This window comes from Neobacillus rhizosphaerae (genome assembly GCF_937468385.1).
GTDB classification, from domain to species: Bacteria; Bacillota; Bacilli; order Bacillales; family Cytobacillaceae; genus Neobacillus; species Neobacillus rhizosphaerae.
Genome location: NZ_CALBWS010000012.1, coordinates 66,690 through 88,830, shown reverse-complemented (window position 1 = coordinate 88,830; position 22,141 = coordinate 66,690). Strand labels below are relative to the sequence as shown.

Here is a 22,141-nt window from a genome sequence, read left to right as displayed (position 1 = left end):
ATTTATAATGGTTTCTTACCTTAATGGTTTTAAGGCACCGCTCCAAGCGATTACTTCGTCAAGCATGGCATTAACATTAGTTAGATGCAATTCAGCTGGTTTGAAGACACTTGCATTTTCAAAGTCTGTAAATAGTGACAAGGTTGGATGTACATGAACGTCGGCAACTTTTAATTCTCCCAAGATTCCACGTAAATGTTCAGCAGCACGAGCGCCACCTGTTGAACCATAGCTGACAATTCCAGCGGCCTTGTTGTTCCATGCTTCACGTGCTGAATCAAGAGCATTTTTTAATGCCCCAGTGATGCTGTGGTTGTATTCTTGAACAATGAATACGAATCCATCTAAGCTAGCTAGTTTTTCATTCCAAGCTTGTAGTCCTGGTTCTGCACCAGTACCTTCTCCTAAAAATGGCAATTTGAAATCAGCAATATCCACGATTTCATAATTGGCATCTCCGCGTTGGTTGGCAATTCCTTTTACCCATTCTCCTACTTGTGGACTTACACGTCCTTGACGTGTGCTTCCTAAGATAATTCCTATTGTTAATTTTTCCTTTGTCATTGTCTCGTCCTCCTTCGTTGAACTGCTAAATAAATTGTTGAAAAAGCCCATTTTATTACCACCTCTATGATGTAAATTCTACTATTTATTCAATTTATTTATCTTGAATTAAAATATTATTAATTCAAGATAAATAATAATATACTGGATTTATTTTGTCAAGGATAAAGAATGATTTTGGAAAGTTCATATTCAATTCATATATTCTTTGTATAATCTTGAATGTAATATGATGAAAGAAATGGTTTGAAAGGGATGAGGAGCAATGGCGAAATTATTAATTGTTGATGATGATGTCAATATTCGAGAACTTGTTCTCTTATTTCTAAAAAAGGAGGGGTTCGATCTTTATGAGGCGTCAGATGGAATAATGGCATTAAGCTTAATGGAAAAAGTGAAGATGGACCTTGTCATCATTGATATCATGATGCCGAACATGGATGGTTGGGAGTTATGCCGCGAGCTTCGAGAATTCAGTGATATCCCTATTTTAATGTTAACAGCCAAAGGAGAGACAGCACAAAAGGTAAAGGGATTTGAACTAGGAGCTGACGATTATCTAGTCAAACCATTTGACCCGATTGAATTAGTGGCAAGGGTCAAAGCTTTGCTAAAAAGGTATAACATTACGGCCTCACAATCCATTGAGATGGGGGAATTTAAGTTAAATCGCAAAACACATGAAATTTCTTTTAAAGGGCGGGAAATCACGATTCCATTGAAAGAATTCGAGCTGTTGTTCAAATTGGCCAGTTATCCGGGAAAAACATTTTCTAGAGAACAGCTAATTGACGATATATGGGGCTATGATTATGAAGGGGACGAACGCACGGTGGATGTTCACATAAAAAGGCTGAGAGAGCGATTTCCGGAATCAGAGTTCCCTTTCCGTATTCAAACAATATGGGGACTAGGTTACCGTCTTGAGGTGAAACCATGAAAAGAAGAAAGTTTTTTCGACATATATTTGGTTTTTTCATCTTTTTAGTGATGATTACTGTTAGTTTTTCAGCGGCTTACTTTATTGTGTCCCATATTTTTCACTTGTTTCGTTTTCATCCATCAGATTATCTTCAGCATTTAATTACAACCATTCTTGGCTTTTTTATCTTTGGTGGTGTTGGGTTTTGTATTTCTTTAATCATCCGTTCCAAGCAGCGTAATCTTTTTCAAGAAGTCATTGATGCACTAAGAAGAATTGCAAGTGGAGACTTTAATGTGCAGTTGGAAACGCTGAAAAAAGATGATCACTTTACAACACTTATTGATCATTTCAATCATATGGCAAAACAATTAAAGGAAATGGAAGACATGCGCCAAGAGTTTATTTCAAATGTATCACATGAAATCCAGTCACCACTAACATCCATCAGCGGATTCGCACGTGCTCTGCAAAATGATCATCTTAGTCAGGAAGAGAGAACCCACTTTCTCAATATCATTGAAACAGAAAGTAAGAGGTTGTCAAAATTAAGTGATAACCTCCTGAAATTAACCTCACTTGAATCAAGTAATCATCCTTTTGAACAAAAAAGCTATCGTCTAGACAAGCAAATAAGAAATATTATTTTAGCCTGTGAAGTGCAATGGGTAGACAAGGGAATTGAAATGGATGTTTCGCTAGAGAAGGTAGTGTTGGTTGGAGATGAAGATTTAATGAGTCAAGTGTGGACAAATATGATTCATAATAGTATTAAATTTACTCCCAACCAAGGGAGGATTGGAATTCATCTTCAGCAGGTCGAGAACAAAGCCATCATAAAAATCTCTGATACGGGAATTGGTATTTCGAAAAATGACCAAATACATGTATTTGAACGCTTCTATAAAGCAGATAAGGCTAGAGAACGTTCAAAAGGCGGCAGTGGTTTAGGGCTCTCTATCGTGAAAAAAATCATTGATATGCACGATGGGGCCATTTTTGTTGAAAGCGAAGAAGGGGAAGGCACCACTTTTACAATATCAATCCCGCTATGAATCTCTCAAATAAAGAATAAACAAAAGCATAAACTCCCAGTTAACGTACCAAGGATTCCGCCAGCAATGACATCCGAAGGATAGTGAAGACCTAAGTAAATCCTAGATAGTCCTACACAAAGTCCTAGTGGGATTAGCACATAAGCAAGTTGTGGCAAAAATAAAATATATGGAGTCACAACGGAAAATATCGCAGTTGTATGCCCCGAAGGGAATGAATGATCCTTTATGGGATTCTCATGAGTTCTTGTTTTTTCTATCTTCAAATAGGGCCTTTTTCGGGGAAACAGTTGCTTAACAAAATGGACAGGTATATGACTTGCTGCCAAAGCGAGTGCGCTGGCGATAGCGGTCAATCTGACCTCACCAGTCGATACGAAAATGAGGATAAAAGTGGCAGCGATGGTGATGTCTGCGCCTCCTAAGTATGTGATTGAGCGGAAAAAAAGATTTAAAAGCTTACTATCAAAATGGCGATTTACCTTCTGAAATAAACGACATTCGAAGCCGTAAAACACATGCAGCATCCTGATCATTCTCAGCTCTCCTTTATTAATGAATTATTTTCAACTCATCGTTCCGTCAATCTAAAGATTCCACGTATCCTGCACAGCAACGGTAATTTTCAACCATTTCCTACAATAGGTAGGTTACTACTATTGTAATAGAAAAATAAGGAGCCTTTCTTAACCTAGTGTAAAAAGAGTGTAAAGAGTTCATTAAAGTTCAGAAAATAAGCGAACAGTGCATGCACTGTTCGCCTTCATTCGGTATCTCTTCGTTAGTAATCTTTAATAATCTGTTACAGTGAGATTTCTATCCAAAAAGGATTCAATTAATTCACTAACTTGAAAAGAAACCTGTGGGGAATCAAAATTTTCAAATACGTGTTCACAGCTGTTTTTATAGCTTAAGATCTCATCATAATGGGCCATATGGCGTTGGATTACTTCTTCATTATCTTGACGCTCCTGTTGTCTTTGGATAACCGTATCACGATCGGAATAAATAAAAATTCTTACGACACCATCACCATACATCCTTTTCAACTTTTCAGTACCTTCGGGATTTAACGTCAAATAGACGAAATCATGGTTTTGAAATGCTTCAACGATATCTTGTTCACGAATTCCATAATGAATTCCATCAATTTCAACACTTTCTAGAAATTCCTGTTGAGTTTGCATGTGTTTGAAAGTTTCTTCATTAACAAAGTGGTAGTCTTCACCATTTTTTTCATAGTGGCGGGGGGAACGGGTAGTGTAAGAGAGAACAGTTTCCATATCAAATGCGGTAGCAACCATTTTCGCAATGGTTTTTCTTCCAGAGCCATCAGGACCTGTGTAAACGAAAATCTTTTCATTTCCTTTGATTTGATACATATAGAGCCTCCTTTTAGTTTTGATAAAGAATAATCCTTTTATCGTGGGGACTGTTATTGGGAATGAAGAAGGGTTACTATCATTATATCAAAACGACAACATAATAGAAATATATGGTTTCTCAGGGGGGGTTGTCATGTTTTTGTTTGGTGCTAATTGTGTCAGGCACCTTTTTCCATTCAATTTCACTTTGATAGAAGCAGTAATTTGCTTTCTTTTTCCCAATCATATTTAATAAAAGCGTATTGCAAAAATGAATATAGAATGAGGTTATGCATTTGAAAGCTCTTGTGTTCAATACATTCGGAGGGCCGGAAGTACTGGAGTATACGGAAATCGCAACTCCTGTTATCGGTCCAGGTGAAATACTAGTTAGAATGAAAGTAATTGGCTTGAACTTTGCTGATATTTATAGAAGAAAAGGAAACTATCATCTTGCGGGAAATCCCCCATATATTTTAGGGTACGAAGGGGCAGGAGTTGTAGAAAAGACGGGAGTCAACATCCAAGGTATCAATGTTGGCGACCGGATTGCATTTGCTGATGTACCGTATGCAAATGCTGAGTTAGTTGCTGTTCCATTTGAAAAAGCAATACCTATTCCGGAAACCATTTCATTTGCTGATGCTGCGTCCGTATTGCTGCAAGGGTTGACCGCACATTATTTAACCCGGGATAGTTATGCAGTGAAACTGAATGATGTTGTTCTTGTTCATGCGGCGGCTGGTGGTGTCGGGCAGCTCCTCGTACAAATGGTAAATTTGCTCGGCGGCAAGGCGATTGGCTTAACTTCTTCCAAGGAAAAAGCCGCCGCAGCGAAAAGAGCAGGAGCAGCTAACGTTTTCTTGTACACGGATGATTGGAAGAGACAAGTGCTCGAGGAGACGAACGGCAAAGGTGCTGATGTGGTTTATGAATCAGTAGGCTCGACACTTCAAGACAGCTTTGCTGCCACACGTGTCGGTGGAACGGTTGTATTTTACGGAATGGCAGGGGGAGACCCAGCTCCTGTTGACCCAAGAATGTTAATGGATACGTCAAAAACCCTGACTGGAGGAGATCTATGGAATGTGCTTACTTCCCGCGAGGAACGAGTAGCACGCTCAAATGAGCTGTTCCGATGGATGGAAGAGGGAAAAGTAAAGGTATCTGAGCAGGCGAAATTTGCGCTACGCGATGGCCAAAAAGCACACCAATATCTCGAAAGCCGCAAGAGCACAGGCAAAATTTTATTAATTCCTTAGAGAAAAGGAGAAGCTATGATCCAATTTCAAAATGAGTACCTAACCGTGTTTCAGAGTGCACTATATCAGACTACATGTACTGTAGTAAATACAAAGGATTTCGTTCTCGTTGTCGACCCAAACTGGCTTCCACATGAAATAGAGGAAATAGAGCAGCATGTAGCCCGGATACAAGGGGAAAAGCAGCTGTATCTTCTGTTTACCCACGGAGATTTCGACCATATCATCGGCTATCATGCCTTCCCAGGTGCGAAGGTCATCGGAAGCAAGGGACTGCAGGAGCATACAAATAAAGTGGGAAAAGTTGAGATGATTCATCAGTTTTACAATGATTATTATATTCATTGTCCCTATTCGATTGCCTTTCCGGAAGTGGATCTTGTTATAAAAGAAGACGGGCAGCAGCTTGTGCTTGGAGAAACAACGATTACCTTCTACCTATCGCCGGGACATACTCATGATGGATTATTTACAATCATTGAACCGCTTGGGGTATGGATTGCTGGGGATTATCTATCCGATTTTGAACTGCCGTTTGTCTACGACAGTGCTAAGGCATATTTGGATACACTTCGAAAAACAGAACGAATTCTCGATACGCATGCGGTTTCGGTATTAGTTCCAGGTCATGGGCAAACATCGACAAGTCAGGTGGAGATCAAGCGCAGAATTCAATTGTCGCAAGATTATCTTGAACGACTAATTGCTGCTGTTATAAAAGAAGATCCAGAGGCACTGACTGCATTGGAAAAGGAAATGCCGTTTCCATCAAAGTTTACAAACCATTGCCATGGGGAAAATATCGCTATCATTCGCCGAGAATACACCAAAAGGACGTGATCCAAGTCCAGTTTTTCTCGGCAATTTTTTTAATAATGGATGGGCCCTGCTAACTGGTCTATTGATTTGCGCTCCGGGCACTCGCGGAAAGCGAAGCGCCTGGAGCGCAAATCAACAGACATGTTGCATGAATAATACTATAACAAATTAACGCAGTGAAATGTTAAAGTGACATAAAGAACTATCATGAGCCTCACCTCCCAACCTTACCATGGAAATAAATTTAGAGAACAAGCCGTAGTCACCTAATAAAGGCGGTGAGAGCAGAGCTAGACTTCACATCTTTCGTCTAGTGAAATGGGTATTTCACTTTAACTGGTTAAAGTGATTCATTTTTGCGGCGCTCCGCCCCTTTTCCACAGAAAATAAAGACTGTCGAAGGTTTTTCGATAGCCTGAGAAACCATAAGTTTCATAGATTCTCCTTTTTTCAAATGTAATAACATTGTTTAGTCCCCTATAATAGATTTGAAAAAGAAAAAGGTGGGGAGTCTGCTATGAAAACAAAACTTTATTTATTCCTCGTTACAATTTTAACGGTTTCGATAATTTTTTTAACGTTTATAAGCAATGATAACAAGACTCCAGTAAAGATAGGCGTGGTTATGATTGGAGATGGCCGGCATGAAAAGCTTACTGGTTTGAAAAAAGGGATGCAGGAGCTAGGATATCATGAGGGTGATGTAAAGTATGTGGTAAAGAGTGCACATGATGATGAGGAGGTACTCGATACCAAAATAAATGAATTGATTAAGGGGAAACCAGCTCTGATTGTCACTCTAGGAGGTATAGAAACATTAAAGATCAAGGAAAAAATGGAGCAGCAACATATTAAAATTCCTGTTGTTTTTGCAGGAGTAGCTGCTCCGAAGGAAATAGGAATTATAAAGGATTATCGTTTACCAGGCGGGCTGTTTACTGGTATTAATAATTACCATACGAACCTATCAGGAAAAAGATTGGAGCTTTTTCATGATTTAGTGCCTTCCATTCAAAGATTTCATATTCTTTATGACGAAAATATTGAAGTAAGTAAGCTGAGCTTGGAGAATACGAAGCAGGCTGCTGAAAAGCTCTCTCTTAAAATACTACCGTGTAATGTGAGCGATCCTTCTTTTAAAAGCAAGCTAAAAGGGAGCTTGCAGAAAAATGATGCATTATTAATCTTGCCTGGTTTTAGGATGGAAAGTCTGACAAAGGAGATGGCACAATTCTCTAGAGATAATAAAGTTCCGGCTATGGGGATTTATGAGCAGGAAGCGGGGGTTCTTGCTAGCTATGGTGCTAGCTTCTTCGATCAAGGCTATCAGGCTGCAAGGTTTGTCAGCTTAATCATTCAAGGTAATTCACCTGCGGAAATTCCAGTGGAACTTCCCGACAGATTCCGCTTTATTGTCAATCAGGACGTGAAAAATGAGCTTGGAATAGAACTTAATAAAAATCTCATACATATCCCTGATTTTATTATCTCTGAGGAAGGGGAGGTGAGCCCTTAATGTTTAATAAGATCATTCAAAGGCTTCACGCTCAGCCAATTCGGATTAAGGTGCTGGTTTTTGGTCTCATTATGTCAACGTTGCCGCTTTTGTTAATCAGCTCTTATTACTATTACCATGTGAAAATGGATCTTAAAGAAAGGATTCTTGATAAACAGGAATTAATGCTGGATAACTTATCAGGTGAAATTGAACTTGAATTCAATCAGATGTTTCAGCGGGTTCAAATGTTTGCGGCATTAACGGAACAGGACAAAGAAAAAGGTGTTTTTTATGAACTGCTTCAACAAAATGAATCAATAGAGGAAGCTGTAATCACAAACGAGAAGGGGTACGTTGAACAAAGGGTATCCCGTTATCGTTTAAACATACCCGATGAAAATGAACAATGGTTTTCGGAAGAAATGTGGTCTGCTTTTCAATTAAAGGAGCGCATATATGGGAAAGTCGAATTTAATCAGTTTGGCCAGCCGGTTATGAAGCTTGCCATACCCTATATGGAAAATGGCAAAAGAAAAGCAGTCGGTGCTACAATCCAGCTACAAAAGATTATTGGAAAGATTTCTTCTTTAAGACAAGATCATTTTTCCTACTTGTATTTATTGGACCGAAATGGGAAGGTGATTGCCCATCAGGACAACAGCAAACTCCATCAAAATAAGCTTGTGGATGATAACCGCGATGTGCTGGGTGTAAGGACTGAAATAAAGGATTTAGGGTGGACAATGGTGATGGAGCAGTCAAAATCTACCGCGTATGCACCCATTAATGAAATGGTCCGAAACGGGCTAATGGTTGTGGCGATCGTCACGTTGATTGTCAGCATAATTAGCATTTATGCAGGCTTTTATTTTACAGCACCTATTGTTCTCCTTGATAAGGGGATGAAAAACTTGAAGGCGGGGTGCCAGGCTGCCCCAATAAAATTGAACAGAGATGATGAATTCGGCAAACTGTCACAATCGTTTAATGAAATGAGTGAAAAGCTCCAGGAAAAAACCCAGCGTCTGAAGCAGGAGAAAGAGCAGTTGAATGTTATCGTAAATGGCATTGGTGCCGGACTGGCACTCGTCACAAAGGATTATAAAGTGACGTGGATGAATCCGGTGCTCGAAAATTGGTTTAATAACGAAGAAGTCGAATTGCCGTGCTACACGCTTATTGGTGGAACAAGCCAGCCTTGTGAAAATTGTCCAATTACATGTCCAGGCCTTACAGGCAGTGCTGATATGATCATGAGGATGAAAAATAAGCAAAATGTAGAAAGGCTCTTCAGGCACAGGGTGTTCCCACTTAATCATGCGATTGAAGGAGAAGGCGAATATCTGGTTATGATTGAAGATATTACCGAGCAAAAGGAAATGGAAGAAAAAATTATTCAAACAGATAAGCTTAGTGCACTCGGTTTAATGGCATCGGGCTTTGCCCATGAGGTGAATAATCCACTTGCAACGATCAATGTGTATGCAGAGGATTTAATCGATCGACTGGAACAGAATGATAAAGATTTGGACGAAGTGGAAATGGCTTATTATTTAAGCAAAATAAAAGAAAATACAGAGCGCTGCAAAAGAATAACAGGAAATCTATTAAACTTTTCAAGGAAATCCAATTGGACATTATCGCAAATTAATATAAAAGAAACCATTCAAAGTAGCATTGGTCTTGTAGAACATTTATTAAAAAAGAAAGGAATTATTTTTTTAGCTTCCATAGAAGAAGAGCTGCCAATTCTTATTGGAGACAGCTTAAAGCTCATGCAGGTGCTTGTGAATCTTATTAATAATGCGATTGATGCTGTAGAAAACGAAGGGAAAATAAACATCTCAGCAAAAAAGGATAAGGATTCGGTTATGTTCAGTGTGAGCGATAATGGCTGCGGAATTCCTAAAAAGGCTTTACCAAGACTATTCGATCCTTTTTATACAACTAAGCCTGTCGGAAAAGGCACTGGCTTAGGACTATCTGTATGCTATGGGATTGTGGAGGAATTTGGCGGATCCATTCATGTGGAAAGCAATGAAGGATCCGGAACAACGGTACAAGTCAGCATACCGGCAGAAAAACGGGTCAGAGAGGAAAAGCCGTATAATCTTTCAGAGAAAGAATCCTAAGTGAGAGAATGAAAGGGACTAAGATAAGATCATCCCTGTCAATACGTCATAGCTACGACATTTTGGCAGGGTGAAAAAGCAGTGAAGGGATAACATCCTTTTGCTGCTTTTTATTTTTTAGTAAGACGAACATCCAAATTGATTGAGCTATCAATAGTTTAAAAGTTTTTTTTAGCAAAATAAGTGTAAGTGATTTTTTGGCACAATAATTGCATGGTTAAAGAGTAGAAAATACTTATAGAGGAAGTGGCAAAATGTTTTCTAATATTGGAGTTCCAGGCCTAATATTAATCCTTGTGTTAGCACTTATTATCTTTGGACCGAGGAAGCTTCCGGAAGTTGGGAGAGCTGTAGGTCAGACATTGAAGGAATTTAAAAAGTCAGCGCGTGAGCTGACAAACGATGTAACAGATGATGTAAAAAATGAGATTAAAGAAGTGAAAGAAACATTATCAAAATAGGAGGGAGTTTTTCATCATGGTCCTAAAAGCGAAAGGGAGTTTAGAGCCCCAAGATTATGATATGCTAGCCAATAATTTTGTCTCAGATGCAGAAAAAGTGCTTGAAAAAAGTCCCTATGACACAAAGCTTGGGATAAATATGGCTAGGGATGCGAGAAACGTTTTAAGTGGAAAATTAAAAATTGAAGATTTCCATACAGTTTACTCCGCTTCTCTTCTCAAGGAATTCGGTGATCAATATGCAAGTGGTCCTGAAGAACCAAAATCGAAGAAAGAAAAAGGTCCAAAATGGGGCATGGTCATTGACTTAAAAAAATGTGTGGGCTGTGATACATGTACGGTTTCTTGTAAAGCAGAAAATAGAACACCACCAGGAATGTCCTATAATGTTGTACTCGAGACACTATCGGGTGATTTTCCTAATATTTCATTAGTGAACCTGCCAAGACCTTGTATGCATTGTGATAAACCGCCATGTGTTCAGGTATGTCCGACAAGAGCAACCTTTAAGCTTGAGAATGGTATTGTGGCTATTGATAACGATCGATGCATAGGCTGTCGTTATTGTATGGTCGCTTGTCCATATGGGGCAAGGTCCTACGATTTTGGTGATGGGTATGACCAGGAAATGACGGGTTATAACGATGTCACAAGTCCGGAATATGGGATCGAGCGGGGTGAAAGGAAAAAGGGTAAGATTCCTGAAGAAACTGTTCGTAAATGCAGCTTCTGCTATCATCGTCTGCAGCGGGGGGAAGAACCAGCGTGTGTTGAAACCTGTATTGGCGATGCACGCTACTTTGGTGATATGAGTGATCCGAACAGTGTCGTCTCCAAGCTTGCTGCAAGTCCAAGAGCTTTTTATTTGAAAGAAGAATTAGGAACAAAGCCCCGAGTGGTTTATTTGCGCTAAAGGAATTGTAATTTGGAAAGCTTTCTGAAAAGGAGTGGTTTACATGATAACGAAAGCAAATATCGATAAAAGAATGCTTCCCTCTCAAGAAATGAGTAGGTTAGGGAAGATTGAAAAAATTTGGTGGTCATTTTTAATCGTCTTATTTTGTGTTGGCTTATACTCTATTATTAGCGGATATTTCTTACAAGGAATGTCTTCCACTTATTTATCAAATATTGTCCCATGGGGTGGATGGGTTGCGTTTTACATTTATTTTATTGGAATGAGTGCAGGTTCCTTCTTACTATCTACGCTCATTTACGGCTTCGGGATGGAGAAGTTTGAGAGAATTGGCAGGTCGGCGTTATTATCAGCCATTGTCTGTATGATCACTGCGGTTACATTTATTTTCTTCGACATCGGTCGTCCAGACCATATTATGAACTCTGTGATTTACTGGAACGTAATGAGTACGATGTCATGGGAAATTCATTTTTATATTGTCTACATTGCGTTATTAGTTACGGAGCTGTATTTTTCGATGAGGAAAGATCTGATTAAACTAGCAAAAGGTGACAACTTTAAAGCAAAGCTATACCGTTTGCTTGTGGGAAATAAGCAGGAGTTCACAGAGGCAGATCATGCTCGAGATCGTAAGAGGCTTAAGGTGATGGGGATGATTGGAATTCCACTAGCCATTTTCGGTGTTCATGGTGGGACTGGATCCATCTTTGCAGTAGCGAAGGCACAGCCTTTCTTAAATTCTGCGTTATTCCCACTAATTTTCATCTTATCCGCGTTAGTTTCCGGTACGGCATTATCGATTGCCATTTACGTTATTAAATGTAAAGTAAAAAGACAAGAATTGGATGTTCCGATGGTTCGTTCACTGGGCAGTATGCTTGCCTTATTTTTAGGAATTGAATTTATCATGGTTTGGTATGAATATCTTGTTGGCATATACGGCTTAGGGCATGAGGAGCTTGGAACGATAAAGCTTTTAACAGGAAGCGCCTGGTGGTGGAGCTTCTGGATTTTCCAAATGGGATTGGCGATGTTTTTCCCATTAATCATACTGTTTATTAAAAAGACAAGGGAATCAGTTAATTGGATTTTGGCCGCTTCTATTATGACAATCATTGGGGTGGTTGGGGTTCGTTTTAATATGGTTGTCCCGACATTAATTATGCCTAAATTAGATGGGATGCCTGCTGGGAATTATTATCCAAACCTGTCGGAGTGGCTGACATCATTCGGTCTTATTGCAATGTGTCTAATCATCTATACCATTGGCGAGAAGCTATTCCCAATTGAGGAAAGTGACTCTCATGAAAATGGAGTGAATGTATATGAGTAAAGATAAAATGAATCGAAGAGGTTTTCTAAAAGCACTAGGTGCATTTGGTGCCGTGGCCATCGTGGGTCCAGCGTTTGTCGGTCCCGTAAAGCAAGTGATAAACGGGGTATGGACAGATGATGGACATGGGATTGGGACAGATTATCAGGATTATACAGCAGAAGACATTCTGTTTACGTCATGTCAGCAATGTAATGCGAGTTGTACAATCAAAACATATATTGTCGCCGGAAATGCGAACAGTCCCTATTCTTCGATCGTCCGTAAAATAGCTGGTAACCAATACAGCCCAATTGGGATGGTTCCTTTTGGTCATATTGATTATAATACCCCACTTGAAGCCGCCATAAAGGGAACGGGTGATGTAGCTAAATCAGGGCGTTCGCATCGAGGAGCGAGAACATGTTTGAAGGGGCAAGCCGGTATCCAAACTGCCTATGATGCTTATCGTGTCCAAAAACCGCTAAAGCGCGTTGGAGAGAGGGGCAGCGGTGTATGGAAATCGATTAGCTGGGAAGAGGCATACAAGGAAATTCTTGACGGTAGCAAAGATCTCGGAACACCAGGCCTAAAGGAGATTTGGGCATTTGCACCTGAGGCAGCAGTCATGGCGGATTGGGAAAAACTTAAAACTGATAAAATGAAAAAAGCTGAATTTGATGCGAAATACAAGGATGTCCTAATTAATACCGATCATCCTGATTTTGGTCCGAAATCAAACCAGATTGTGGTCATGTCCGGCCAACATCGAGAATTTATTGAAAGACTTGCCAACGGCAGTCTTGGAACAGCGAATTATTACGACCATGGCGGTTATTGCGGAATTACAAGTGTAATGGGAAATGTCCGCTCACATGATACGACAAAACAAAAGCAACGGATGATCCCTGATTATGAAAATGCTGAATTTGTCCTTGTCTGGGGTGCGAACCCATTAACAGCCAATCGTGGTCCAACAACCTTTGCACCACAAATAACCAATGCGATTGACCGGGGGATGAAGATGGTCGTCATTGACCCTCGCTTTAGCAAAACAGCTGAAAAAGCTCACATGTGGGTTCCAGTCAAACCGGGTGGAGACGGTGCACTTGCCCTAGCTATGTGCCGTTGGATTATTGAAAATAATCGCTATGATGAGCAATATTTACGAAATCCAAATGGGATGGAAGCTAAATTGGATGATGAAGCGACATGGAGCGATGCGACTTATTTAGTCAATGTTGGCGATAAAAAACGCCCTTTCTTACGAGCACGTGATTTAGGTATGGGTGAAGAAGAATTTGTTGTATTAGAAAATGGCAAGCCAGTGTTGCATACAAATGCTCATCAAGGAGATTTAGAGGTTGATACAGAAATTAACGGAATCAAGGTAAAATCAGTATTTACCATTTTTAAAAAGAAGGTAATGGAAAAATCACTAGAGAATTACGCAATGCAATGTGACATACCAGTGGAACAAATAAACCAAATCGCGAAGGAATTTACGTCACATGGTAAAAAAGTAGGGATTCATTCATACCGTGGCCCTGCCATGCATACCAATGGCTACTATAGTGTTCGTGCTATTAATATGTTAAACCATCTAGTTGGAAATCATGACTGGAAGGGTGGAGACACTGCCTTGGGTGCAAAATTCAATGCGACTGAAGGCCGCTATAATTTAAGTGCTGTGCCAAATGCAAACACTTCATGGGGAATACCCGTTACGCGGCATAAGGTACCATATGAAAAGACATCCTTATTTAAAAAAGACGGTTATCCAGCAAAGCGTCCATGGTATCCAATTGGCAATAAATTAATTCATGATGTGCTTCCAAGTGCAGCTGAAGGGTATCCTTACAAAATACGTGCCATTATCGTCAATCGAACTTCACCGATTATGTCAGGGCCACGTTCAGATATGCAACTGAAATTCATTCGTGATCCAAAAGTGGTTGAGCTTGTTGTTTCATCTGACATTGTCATTGGAGAAACAACAAAGTATGCTGATTTCATCTTGCCTGATTTATCCTATCTTGAAAGCTGGAATGCAGAAGAAATTTTCCCAATCCTAAAATATAAATTTGCTGGTCTTATCCAGCCGGTTACGCGCATCGTACCGGATGCACGGTCAACGGAGCAAGTGTATATTGATTTATTAAAAGGAATGGGGCTTCCAGGAGTAGGTGACGGTGCATTTAAAGATGGTTCCAATCTTCATTGTCCGGAAGATTACTATGTTCGACGTGTTGCAAATATAGCCTTTGATGGCAAGAAACCGGTCCAAGATGCGAGTGCAGAAGAGCTTGCCATTTTTGAAAAAGCAAGAAAAAAAGCACTCGGAAAGTATTTTGATATCAATGTCTTGAAAAGTACGGTGAAGCCGGAAGAGTGGAAAAAGGTTGTGTATGTATTAAACCGTGGAGGAAGATATGAGCCGCAAGGTGATGAATATGTCGGAAACCATATTAAATATCAATTTAATAATCTCGTACACTTTTATGATGAAAAGGTAGCGGGCTTTAAGAGTGCATACACAGGTAAAACCTTTGAAGGTGTACCAATCGCTGACGAAATTAGGCAATATAATGGAGAAATCTATCAGCCATCTAAGCCTTACCAATTTATCAATTGGAAGTCTAGAAATGTGGGAACACATCGAACGGAAAGCAATGCATGGTTAAGAGAAATTCGCCCGGAAAACTATTTGTGGATTAATCCACTTGATGCAAAAAAGAAAGGCATAAAAACAGGAGACACGGTTTTAATTACTTCTACTAGTGCAAAAGTAAAAGGAACAGCATTGGTTACACCAGGAATTAAACCAGGTGTGCTTGGCGCAAACTACAGCTTTGGTCATTTCGCAAATGGTGTAAAGGATGAAAAGATTGACGGAAAAATAATGAAGAAAACTGAGAATTATGGACATTTACCGTTTGAAACTAATGTTCCCCTTCATGAAGAAAGCGGCTATGCAAAGGCTCGTGGGAATGGATTTTCTGTTAATGCTTTAGCCGATAAAGATTCAAGTTATTTTGAAGGCTTTCTAGCAGATCTAATTGCAGGTGGTCCTGCCCAGCAAAATGTTTATATCGATATTAAAAAGGTATGATAAAAGGAGAGGGAAATGGTTATGCAAACAGTAGAAGAACTTCATGGCAGCATGGTGCTAGCGAATATAATGTCTGTGATTTGGCTTGGAGATTGGGATCGTTATGAGACGATCTTTGCCGAAATACCGGCTGAAGTAAGTAATCAGTTCCCATTCCATCAACATTATCAGCGTGAAAAAGTAGAAGTTTGGCATGAAAATCACTTTTGTATTCCCGGTGAATTTTTCATCTCTCCTTATTTTTCCTCTTATTCTGGCAATGGCGGAAAAAATGCTGAGGAAAGCAGGAAAAGCTTACTTTGTTTAATTGGCCTTTATGAAAAACTAGGCTTTTATTACCCGCTTGAAAACAATCTTTACCCCGATCATCTGGGCTGTTTAATGGTGTTTGTTCGTTCATTAATACAAGAACAAATAAAAGCAAAACAAGATTCAGATGTTGAGCTATATAATAAATTAGTTGATCTTGAGGTTGAAATTTTATCCAATTACATTCAGCCGATGCTTAAGCCTCTGCAGAAAAATGCATCTAACCATGTACAGCATCCTTTTATTAAAGAGTTTTTAGAGTGTTTTTGCCAGTCTCTTGACAAGGAAGAATTCCTGTCATTATCTTAAATACGATCCACAGGCAATACTCGAATTTTGTTTAATAGTGGATAGAGAAGTGTAGATGGACGCGAACAAGATAAGTTGTTTAGTGATAAAGTAGGAAAGAAATTTGGATGCCTGCCTCTAGATGTGTTAACACATCTGGAGGCAGGCATCCTTTTGCAGGTTCTCTTAAACTTAGAAGCGCCCCAGTCCATACGTCGGTTAACAGCCGCTCGTACTTTTCTAAAACCCGAGGCGTGACCTTAGGTTCGGTACAAATACAATCCGAATCCTAGAGTATCCCTGCCCCATTTCAAATAAGTTCGTCTCCAAGTACGAATTCTCTGTAGCATCGCATCATGATCTGGATCATTTGGATTCTCAAGACAATAATTCTCGATAGATGAGGAATAGAGCCATTCATAATCATCCCAATCATCTTCGTTCGCTACATAAGACCAAAGCGGGACTAGCCCCAATTCCTCACCTGCCTTTACAGTCTCAGCATGGCTTTTACAATCGGACTCGTCAGCTCCTCCAAGCGCCTCTAAATACTCAGCACATGGAGTTTGTTTCCAATAGCCTTCACCAATCAGAATGTATCCATTTTTCTTTACGAGGCTCTTAAGCGTCTGTAGTGTAGCTTCTAGCCCACCCAATGCGTGGGTCGAACCGATACAAATTCCTAATTCATATCCCGCTTGCTCACATCTTTCGACTGCCGCGGTTGCATCATCCACGATAAATTCAATACTGCCCTCAGGAATTCTGCTGCTTGCATGCCTTTTCCCTTTCTCGATGGCACCGCCATACAATTCGATAGCAGTAGCTGTTACCTGGTAGTTTTCCACCAAACGAATCAACAGTTCACATTTTCCTGCGCCAATATCAATCACCTTATCTTGCGGTTTAGGAGATACGATTCCTATCATTTTCATGAGCTTTTCTTCACTGATAGGATTATAAAATGTGTGATCGCGGTGGGCAATAGCTGAAAATTTGTTTCTATCCATATGTTTGTCTCCTTTTCTCCTTTAAGGAAGATCTGGTTCTAATAGGGCAAAACCCTATAATAAGTCTAATTAAAACTGTAACATATTTTTTATGTCTAATAGACATTAATTTTGCGGTTATTTATTTGCCTTGCTGTTCGATTGGGGAGAACGAAATCATCGTAATAGTGTTAGAAAAATTCTATTTTAGTACAGGCAATCGTGGTTCCATGGTGGTTACGTTTGATAACGGTCTCAAAATGAATGGTTTAAATAAGGTATATTCCTAGAAGTCTTTCCCGTGTGAAACATTATTATGTGTAGTCTACTTATATAAAACGATGCAAAAAGGTTGCTCTAGACCCACCCATATTTTTATTGATATCATAGGGAAGTACTTTGGTGGGAGGAAAGAAAGATGGAAAATCAAAAATATAAGGATCTTAAATTAGGCGAACGTGGCGCAATCATTAGTATGATTGCTTATATTTGTCTTTCCATCATAAAGGTAGTTATTGGATATATGAGTGACTCTGCTGCTTTGAAAGCAGATGGTCTAAACAATACAACCGATATCATTGCATCTATTGCTGTACTTATTGGGCTGAAGCTTTCACAAAGGCCGCCTGATAAAGATCATGGTTATGGTCATTGGAAAAGTGAAACGATAGCATCAATGGTTGCTTCTTTTATTATGATAGCCGTTGGTATACAAGTATTGATAGATGCTATTACCTCTATGTTTCAGGGGGGGAAAGAGTCACCTGACATTATAGCTGCATATGTAGGTATGGTTTCAGCAATAGCCATGTATTTTGTTTATCGGTACAATAAAAAATTAGCTGGTAAAATTAATAGTAAAGCTGTGATGGCAGCTGCAAAAGATAACCTTTCCGATGCTTGGGTAAGTATAGGAACAGCTGTAGGTATATGTGGTTCTCAATTAAATATGCCTTGGCTAGACACAGTAACTGCAATTATCGTAGGACTATTAATATGTAAAACAGCTTGGGATATCTTTAAGCAAGCTTCTCATGAACTATCAGATGGATTTGATGAAAATAAAATTCAACTTTATCAGGAAGTCATTACAAAAGTAGACGGAGTAAAAGGAATAAAGGAAATTAAAGGGAGAAACTACGGCAATAATGAAGTGATCGATGTCGTGATTCTTGTTCATTCTACGTTAGATATTAGAGAAGCACATGACATAGCTACCCATGTTGAAAAAGTCATGATAACAAATTATGGAGTATACGATGTTCATGTCCATGTAGAGCCAAATTAATTTATTCAAAAAAGCAAATGAATATAGAGGAATGATCGCCCGTTCTACATATTCCCCGGGAATACACAAAACAATAAACTTAGAAAATATCCTATTAGAGTTGGGTATTTTTTTTAATGATCCTTGCGACTTTCAATTTTTATATAAACGTTTGGATTAGTTAATGAATGAGTACTATTGACCTTAAAAACTATAATGAAAAGGTTTATAATGTAATAGTGATTTTTAGTTGAAGAATAAAGAATATAAGGTGTGAAGAAATGAAGTTAGTTCTTAATTTAGTAGTATCTGGATTTCTTTTATTAGGATTGACGGCCTGCAATCAAGGAAGTGCTGAAAAAACCTCAAGTACAGCAGAGCAAACATCTGAAAAAGTGGAATCTGTAAAGGAACAAAAAACGGATACAGTAGGGAAGAGTCAGGTTAACCAATCGGAAAATAGCAAGGAACAACCCCAGACCAAGGAGGACAGCAATCAGGTTCCGGTTACTCTAGTAGAAGCAGTGGATGGCGACACGATTAAAGTAACTTATAATGGAGAAAAAGAGACGGTGCGATACTTGTTGGTTGATACTCCGGAAGAGAAAAAGCCAAATACTTGTGTCCAGCCCTTTGCCGTAGAAGCGTATAAAAGAAACAACCAATTATTGAACAGCGGTCAAATAACTCTTGAATTTGATCATGGAAACAAAAGAGATAAATACGGTCGCCTGTTGGCCTATGTGTTTGTAAACGGGGCTTCCGTGCAAGAAACCTTGCTAAAAGAAGGCTATGCCCGCATCGCCTATGTATACCAACCTCCATATAAATATTTGGACCAATTTCAAGCCGATGAAAATCAAGCAAAAAATAAAAAGCTGAATATCTGGTCACAGCCAGGCTTTGCTACTGATCGTGGATTTAATGGCTGTGTAAATTCAGCTGCTAAACCAACCAATCAGCCTGGTTCAACTAGCTCTAGTTCGAAAACCACTACCCAATCAAGCAATACGCCTAATAGTAGTGGGACCGAGTTTTTTGCCAATTGTACTGAACTTCGAAAAAAATACCCAGATGGTGTTTCAAAAGGACACCCTGCTTATCAAGCGAAAATGGATCGTGATAATGATGGGTATGCCTGCGATAGATAATAAAAGAACAGTGGAAAGAGCTGCCTCCAAAAGGGACGATCAACGACCTTTGGGAGGCAGCTCTTTTTTCTTTTTCGGTCGTCAAATGATCTTCACTCAATAAAAGCAAACCATTTCTTAGAAAAGAGCCTAATTATAACTAGTTCCTTGTTCTCTAAAAGAAGTATCCGCCAGACGTTCAACTTCAAAATTTCCGTCCAAGTAGCTGACCACGGAAACGCTGCAATTATCATGGTGCAGATATTTGTTAATTTTCATTAATTGCATTAAGTAGTTTCCAATCGTTACTCCGTGAGAGAATACGAGAATATTTCCGCCTTCTTTTTCATGTTTTTTAATAATCTCTTTAATAGCTACATTTGTCCGCGAAAAAAGTTGAACATAAGATTCACCTTCCGGAGCAGATAAATGTAAATCTTTAAGACTAAATAAAGTCTCAAGTAAAATCCCATATTGAGCATTAATATCAGTGAATAATAAAGATTCTAGAACACCGAAGTTCATTTCCTTAAGACGTGCATCGGTCGATAGAGGTATTGCCCTAACTCCAAGAGCATGATTTGCAGTATCGACTACCCGCTGACTCTCGCTGGCGTATGCCGCTTTGAATTCAATGTCTGATAATCCTCTTCCTACTGCTTTGGCCTGTGCGATTCCCTTTTCGGTAAGAGGGGAATCACAAAATCCTTGCATCCGTCTTTCAACATTAAATTGAGTTTCACCATGACGGACAAAATAAAGCGTTACTTTTTTTGGTTCAGTCAACCTTAAACACCTACTTTTTTCATGATTATAACTAGGATTTTATCACACAATTGAGTGATACTGTCGCTGCTTTTAGCAGAAGTGATGTTATGTTTACCAATTCAGGTATCAGGCGACCTACACCTGTCTGTGGAAAAGGGGCAGTAATATCGAATCATGAAATTCAATAAGTACAGGAAGGTAGAGGAAAATATAGTTTTAGAAGAGGAGTCAATGATAACTTCTCTTTTTTGTTTCAATAGACTATAAGAGCAAGAATGAGGACGAAGTGAATGTAGATTCCTTATTAAAATGGTTCCAACAAACATAAGGGGGAACTTATTATGACAAAAATTCAGGAATTCAATGAGCTACATTCGTCACAGGAAATATTATTTTTAGGAAATGCTTGGGATCTCCTATCTGCCTTAACTCTCGAAAAAGTAGGATTTAAAGCGATTGGTACGACAAGCTGGGGAATTGCTAATTCACTTGGATTTGCAGATGGTGAATTAATTGATTTTGACAGACATTTAGGTATCATTAAAACGATTACAACAGTGACTGGTGCTTTTTTGCATGCTAGGATATTAGGATGACATCACCTGCCCACCGTTAACATGAAGTGTTTGCCCAGTCATGAAACGAGAATCATCGGAGGCGAGATATACAAAAGTCGGAGCAAGTTCAAAGGGTTGACCTTGACGTTTCATAGGATTGTTTACAAGTGGAACTTGGTCAGCTGAGAAGCTTGATGGGATAAGGGGAGTCCAAATGCGTCCAGGAGCGACTGCATTTACCCTGATTCCTTTTTCAATTAAATTATTGGCTAATGCCCGGGTGAATCCAACGTTAGCAGCTTTCGTCGCCGTATAATCAATCAATTGCTCATTCCCATAAAATGCAACAACAGAAGCTGTATTAATGATGGAGCTGCCTGCTTTTAAGTAGGGCAGGGCTGCCCTGGTTGTGTAAAAATGAGAGTAGATGTTTACTTTAAACGTATCATCGAACTGCTCATCCGTAATATCAAGCAAGCTTACTTGTTGAAACTGGATACCAACATGGTTACAAAGCACATCGAGCTGTCCAAAGGATTGGATCGTTTTTTCCACAATATCGATACACTGCTGTTTTTCTCTTAGGTCACCAGGTAATAATAAACAACGTTGTCCGAGTTCTTCAATTCTTGTCTTCGTTCGGTTTGCATCCTCATGTTCATCCAAATACGCAATGGCAACGTCCGCACCTTCTTTAGCGAATGCGATAGCAGCAGCTGCCCCCATCCCACTGTCACCACCAGTGATCAGCGCGACCTTCCCTGCTAGTTTCCCGCTTCCTTGATAATTCGGATTTTCAATGATCGGCCTTGGAACCATCAATTTTTCAACACCCGGCTGTCGAAACTGACGTTGTTCTGGAACAGTAATTGGAATGTCTTCATAGCGCGTTATTTTTCCGTAATGGGGATACAACGGATAATCTTGATTCGGTGGCTTCTGTTGATTATCGTGGGCCATGAAAATCCTCCTAGAAAAAACATTTTCCTGCACTGTATGACATCTGGGCTAACAGTGTGCCTATCGTGATGAAAAAACAATAGGCGGGACGGGCTCATTACGATCGAAGGTTGAATAAGTTGATGGAAAATGAAATGCATCAAGGAGGTTATGAGTAGTGCACTATTATCAATTTAGCCGCGAAGTAAGTTTATTATTAGTAGCTCAATCTGAGGGAAAGGAAGAGATTTTATATAATTCTAATCCGTATACTTGGCAAATGCCTCAAATAGGGCCGAGACCACCCTATTATTGTAATCCAAGATATGAACAGTACTATCCTGTTATCTAGAAAGGAGGCAAATAATCTTTCGCTAGTCCAAAAATTTTAAAAAAAGATGCCTTTCGTTATGATTAGGCATCTTTTTGTATATGTGGACGAACCAATTGTAAGCAATTGCTGATGAATTTAAT

Annotated in this window: 22 protein-coding genes; 15 read left to right on the top strand and 7 right to left on the bottom strand. The window is 39.4% G+C overall.

The features are described from left to right. Positions 1–15 precede the first annotated feature (15 nt). Positions 16–615 carry an NADPH-dependent FMN reductase gene (locus M5A78_RS11095; RefSeq protein ID WP_248735341.1) on the bottom strand — a complete coding sequence of 200 codons (600 nt, stop codon included), beginning with the start codon at positions 613–615 and terminating at the stop codon, positions 16–18. 214 nt (positions 616–829) lie between these two features. On the opposite strand from M5A78_RS11095, the gene M5A78_RS11090 reads away from it, so the two are divergent. Beyond that, the gene (locus M5A78_RS11090; RefSeq protein ID WP_248735340.1) at positions 830–1,504 is read left to right on the top strand and encodes a response regulator transcription factor; all 675 of its coding nucleotides are present in this window, start codon (positions 830–832) and stop codon (positions 1,502–1,504) included. After that, positions 1,501–2,541: a sensor histidine kinase gene (locus tag M5A78_RS11085; RefSeq protein ID WP_248735339.1), complete on the top strand. Its 1,041-nt coding sequence runs from the start codon at positions 1,501–1,503 to the stop codon at positions 2,539–2,541. Before M5A78_RS11090 ends, M5A78_RS11085 begins: the two co-directional genes overlap by 4 nt. Positions 2,542–2,546: 5 nt before the next feature. Here M5A78_RS11085 and M5A78_RS11080 read toward each other — a convergent pair whose 3' ends face one another. After that, positions 2,547–3,077 (bottom strand): phosphatase PAP2 family protein, encoded by a 531-nt coding sequence (locus M5A78_RS11080; protein WP_248735338.1) that lies wholly within the window; start codon positions 3,075–3,077, stop codon positions 2,547–2,549. 255 nt (positions 3,078–3,332) lie between these two features. After that, positions 3,333–3,923, bottom strand: a complete 591-nt coding sequence (locus tag M5A78_RS11075) for a guanylate kinase (protein WP_248735337.1) — start codon at positions 3,921–3,923, stop codon at positions 3,333–3,335. Between the two features lie 278 nt (positions 3,924–4,201). On the opposite strand from M5A78_RS11075, the gene M5A78_RS11070 reads away from it, so the two are divergent. Together M5A78_RS11070 and M5A78_RS11065 are read left to right on the top strand one after the other, a co-directional pair. Then, on the top strand, positions 4,202–5,167 hold the full coding sequence (locus tag M5A78_RS11070) for a quinone oxidoreductase family protein (protein ID WP_248735336.1): 966 nt from the start codon (positions 4,202–4,204) through the stop codon (positions 5,165–5,167). Between the two features lie 15 nt (positions 5,168–5,182). After that, on the top strand, positions 5,183–6,007 hold the full coding sequence (locus tag M5A78_RS11065; RefSeq protein ID WP_248735335.1) for an MBL fold metallo-hydrolase: 825 nt from the start codon (positions 5,183–5,185) through the stop codon (positions 6,005–6,007). Between the two features lie 319 nt (positions 6,008–6,326). On the opposite strand, the gene M5A78_RS24715 is transcribed toward M5A78_RS11065, so the two are convergent. Then, on the bottom strand, positions 6,327–6,452 hold the full coding sequence (locus M5A78_RS24715) for a hypothetical protein (protein WP_264760453.1): 126 nt from the start codon (positions 6,450–6,452) through the stop codon (positions 6,327–6,329). 51 nt (positions 6,453–6,503) lie between these two features. On the opposite strand from M5A78_RS24715, the gene M5A78_RS11060 reads away from it, so the two are divergent. The 7 genes from M5A78_RS11060 (at position 6,504) to M5A78_RS11030 (ending at position 16,038) form a co-directional block, all read left to right on the top strand. Then, the gene (locus M5A78_RS11060) at positions 6,504–7,502 is read left to right on the top strand and encodes an ABC transporter substrate-binding protein (RefSeq protein WP_248735334.1); all 999 of its coding nucleotides are present in this window, start codon (positions 6,504–6,506) and stop codon (positions 7,500–7,502) included. Beyond that, entirely contained in the window at positions 7,502–9,616 is a 2,115-nt protein-coding gene (locus M5A78_RS11055) for an ATP-binding protein (RefSeq protein WP_248735333.1), read from the top strand. The genes M5A78_RS11060 and M5A78_RS11055 overlap by 1 nt, the downstream gene beginning before the upstream one ends. 254 nt (positions 9,617–9,870) lie before the next feature. Beyond that, the gene (gene tatA / locus M5A78_RS11050; protein WP_248735332.1) at positions 9,871–10,077 is read left to right on the top strand and encodes a twin-arginine translocase TatA/TatE family subunit; all 207 of its coding nucleotides are present in this window, start codon (positions 9,871–9,873) and stop codon (positions 10,075–10,077) included. Positions 10,078–10,093: 16 nt separating this feature from the next. Then, on the top strand, positions 10,094–10,990 hold the full coding sequence (locus M5A78_RS11045; protein WP_248735331.1) for a 4Fe-4S dicluster domain-containing protein: 897 nt from the start codon (positions 10,094–10,096) through the stop codon (positions 10,988–10,990). 43 nt (positions 10,991–11,033) lie between these two features. Further along, on the top strand, positions 11,034–12,329 hold the full coding sequence (gene nrfD, locus M5A78_RS11040) for an NrfD/PsrC family molybdoenzyme membrane anchor subunit (RefSeq protein WP_248735330.1): 1,296 nt from the start codon (positions 11,034–11,036) through the stop codon (positions 12,327–12,329). After that, positions 12,322–15,420, top strand: a complete 3,099-nt coding sequence (locus M5A78_RS11035) for a molybdopterin-dependent oxidoreductase (protein ID WP_248735329.1) — start codon at positions 12,322–12,324, stop codon at positions 15,418–15,420. The genes nrfD and M5A78_RS11035 overlap by 8 nt, the downstream gene beginning before the upstream one ends. Positions 15,421–15,435: 15 nt before the next feature. Then, a complete protein-coding gene (locus M5A78_RS11030; protein WP_248735328.1) occupies positions 15,436–16,038 on the top strand; it encodes a molecular chaperone TorD family protein in 603 nt (200 codons plus the stop codon). Between the two features lie 239 nt (positions 16,039–16,277). Here M5A78_RS11030 and M5A78_RS11025 read toward each other — a convergent pair whose 3' ends face one another. Beyond that, on the bottom strand, positions 16,278–17,027 hold the full coding sequence (locus M5A78_RS11025; protein WP_248735327.1) for an SAM-dependent methyltransferase: 750 nt from the start codon (positions 17,025–17,027) through the stop codon (positions 16,278–16,280). Between the two features lie 397 nt (positions 17,028–17,424). Between M5A78_RS11025 and M5A78_RS11020 the strand changes: the two genes are divergently transcribed. Then, complete coding sequence (locus M5A78_RS11020) at positions 17,425–18,294, top strand: cation diffusion facilitator family transporter (protein ID WP_248735326.1); 870 nt, start codon at positions 17,425–17,427, stop codon at positions 18,292–18,294. 260 nt (positions 18,295–18,554) lie between these two features. Continuing rightward, positions 18,555–19,424, top strand: a complete 870-nt coding sequence (locus M5A78_RS11015) for a thermonuclease family protein (protein ID WP_248735325.1) — start codon at positions 18,555–18,557, stop codon at positions 19,422–19,424. Between the two features lie 129 nt (positions 19,425–19,553). Here M5A78_RS11015 and M5A78_RS11010 read toward each other — a convergent pair whose 3' ends face one another. Then, complete coding sequence (locus tag M5A78_RS11010) at positions 19,554–20,189, bottom strand: histidine phosphatase family protein (RefSeq protein WP_248735324.1); 636 nt, start codon at positions 20,187–20,189, stop codon at positions 19,554–19,556. Between the two features lie 323 nt (positions 20,190–20,512). Between M5A78_RS11010 and M5A78_RS11005 the strand changes: the two genes are divergently transcribed. After that, positions 20,513–20,767, top strand: coding sequence for an isocitrate lyase/phosphoenolpyruvate mutase family protein (locus tag M5A78_RS11005; protein WP_406603688.1), 255 nt, complete (start codon positions 20,513–20,515; stop codon positions 20,765–20,767). On the opposite strand, the gene M5A78_RS11000 is transcribed toward M5A78_RS11005, so the two are convergent. Continuing rightward, the gene (locus tag M5A78_RS11000; RefSeq protein WP_248735323.1) at positions 20,759–21,688 is read right to left on the bottom strand and encodes an SDR family oxidoreductase; all 930 of its coding nucleotides are present in this window, start codon (positions 21,686–21,688) and stop codon (positions 20,759–20,761) included. The genes M5A78_RS11005 and M5A78_RS11000 overlap by 9 nt on opposite strands. A gap of 157 nt (positions 21,689–21,845) precedes the next feature. Here M5A78_RS11000 and M5A78_RS10995 point away from each other — a divergent pair, with 157 nt between their 5' ends. Then, positions 21,846–22,019, top strand: coding sequence for a hypothetical protein (locus M5A78_RS10995; protein ID WP_248735322.1), 174 nt, complete (start codon positions 21,846–21,848; stop codon positions 22,017–22,019). The last annotated feature ends 122 nt before the right edge of the window (positions 22,020–22,141 follow it).

Excerpts from the sequence above, each read along its gene's own strand:
- M5A78_RS11095 (WP_248735341.1), bottom strand. The coding sequence starts at position 615 with ATGGGCTTTTTCAACAATTTATTTAGCAGTTCAACGAAGGAGGACGAG.
- M5A78_RS11090 (WP_248735340.1), top strand. The coding sequence starts at position 830 with ATGGCGAAATTATTAATTGTTGATGATGATGTCAATATTCGAGAACTT.
- M5A78_RS11085 (WP_248735339.1), top strand. The coding sequence starts at position 1,501 with ATGAAAAGAAGAAAGTTTTTTCGACATATATTTGGTTTTTTCATCTTT.
- M5A78_RS11080 (WP_248735338.1), bottom strand. The coding sequence starts at position 3,077 with ATGATCAGGATGCTGCATGTGTTTTACGGCTTCGAATGTCGTTTATTT.
- M5A78_RS11075 (WP_248735337.1), bottom strand. The coding sequence starts at position 3,923 with ATGTATCAAATCAAAGGAAATGAAAAGATTTTCGTTTACACAGGTCCT.
- M5A78_RS11065 (WP_248735335.1), top strand. The coding sequence starts at position 5,183 with ATGATCCAATTTCAAAATGAGTACCTAACCGTGTTTCAGAGTGCACTA.
- M5A78_RS24715 (WP_264760453.1), bottom strand. The coding sequence starts at position 6,452 with ATGTTATTACATTTGAAAAAAGGAGAATCTATGAAACTTATGGTTTCT.
- M5A78_RS11060 (WP_248735334.1), top strand. The coding sequence starts at position 6,504 with ATGAAAACAAAACTTTATTTATTCCTCGTTACAATTTTAACGGTTTCG.
- M5A78_RS11055 (WP_248735333.1), top strand. The coding sequence starts at position 7,502 with ATGTTTAATAAGATCATTCAAAGGCTTCACGCTCAGCCAATTCGGATT.
- tatA (WP_248735332.1), top strand. The coding sequence starts at position 9,871 with ATGTTTTCTAATATTGGAGTTCCAGGCCTAATATTAATCCTTGTGTTA.
- M5A78_RS11045 (WP_248735331.1), top strand. The coding sequence starts at position 10,094 with ATGGTCCTAAAAGCGAAAGGGAGTTTAGAGCCCCAAGATTATGATATG.
- nrfD (WP_248735330.1), top strand. The coding sequence starts at position 11,034 with ATGATAACGAAAGCAAATATCGATAAAAGAATGCTTCCCTCTCAAGAA.
- M5A78_RS11035 (WP_248735329.1), top strand. The coding sequence starts at position 12,322 with ATGAGTAAAGATAAAATGAATCGAAGAGGTTTTCTAAAAGCACTAGGT.
- M5A78_RS11030 (WP_248735328.1), top strand. The coding sequence starts at position 15,436 with ATGGTTATGCAAACAGTAGAAGAACTTCATGGCAGCATGGTGCTAGCG.
- M5A78_RS11025 (WP_248735327.1), bottom strand. The coding sequence starts at position 17,027 with ATGGATAGAAACAAATTTTCAGCTATTGCCCACCGCGATCACACATTT.
- M5A78_RS11020 (WP_248735326.1), top strand. The coding sequence starts at position 17,425 with ATGGAAAATCAAAAATATAAGGATCTTAAATTAGGCGAACGTGGCGCA.
- M5A78_RS11015 (WP_248735325.1), top strand. The coding sequence starts at position 18,555 with ATGAAGTTAGTTCTTAATTTAGTAGTATCTGGATTTCTTTTATTAGGA.
- M5A78_RS11005 (WP_406603688.1), top strand. The coding sequence starts at position 20,513 with ATGACAAAAATTCAGGAATTCAATGAGCTACATTCGTCACAGGAAATA.
- M5A78_RS11000 (WP_248735323.1), bottom strand. The coding sequence starts at position 21,688 with ATGGCCCACGATAATCAACAGAAGCCACCGAATCAAGATTATCCGTTG.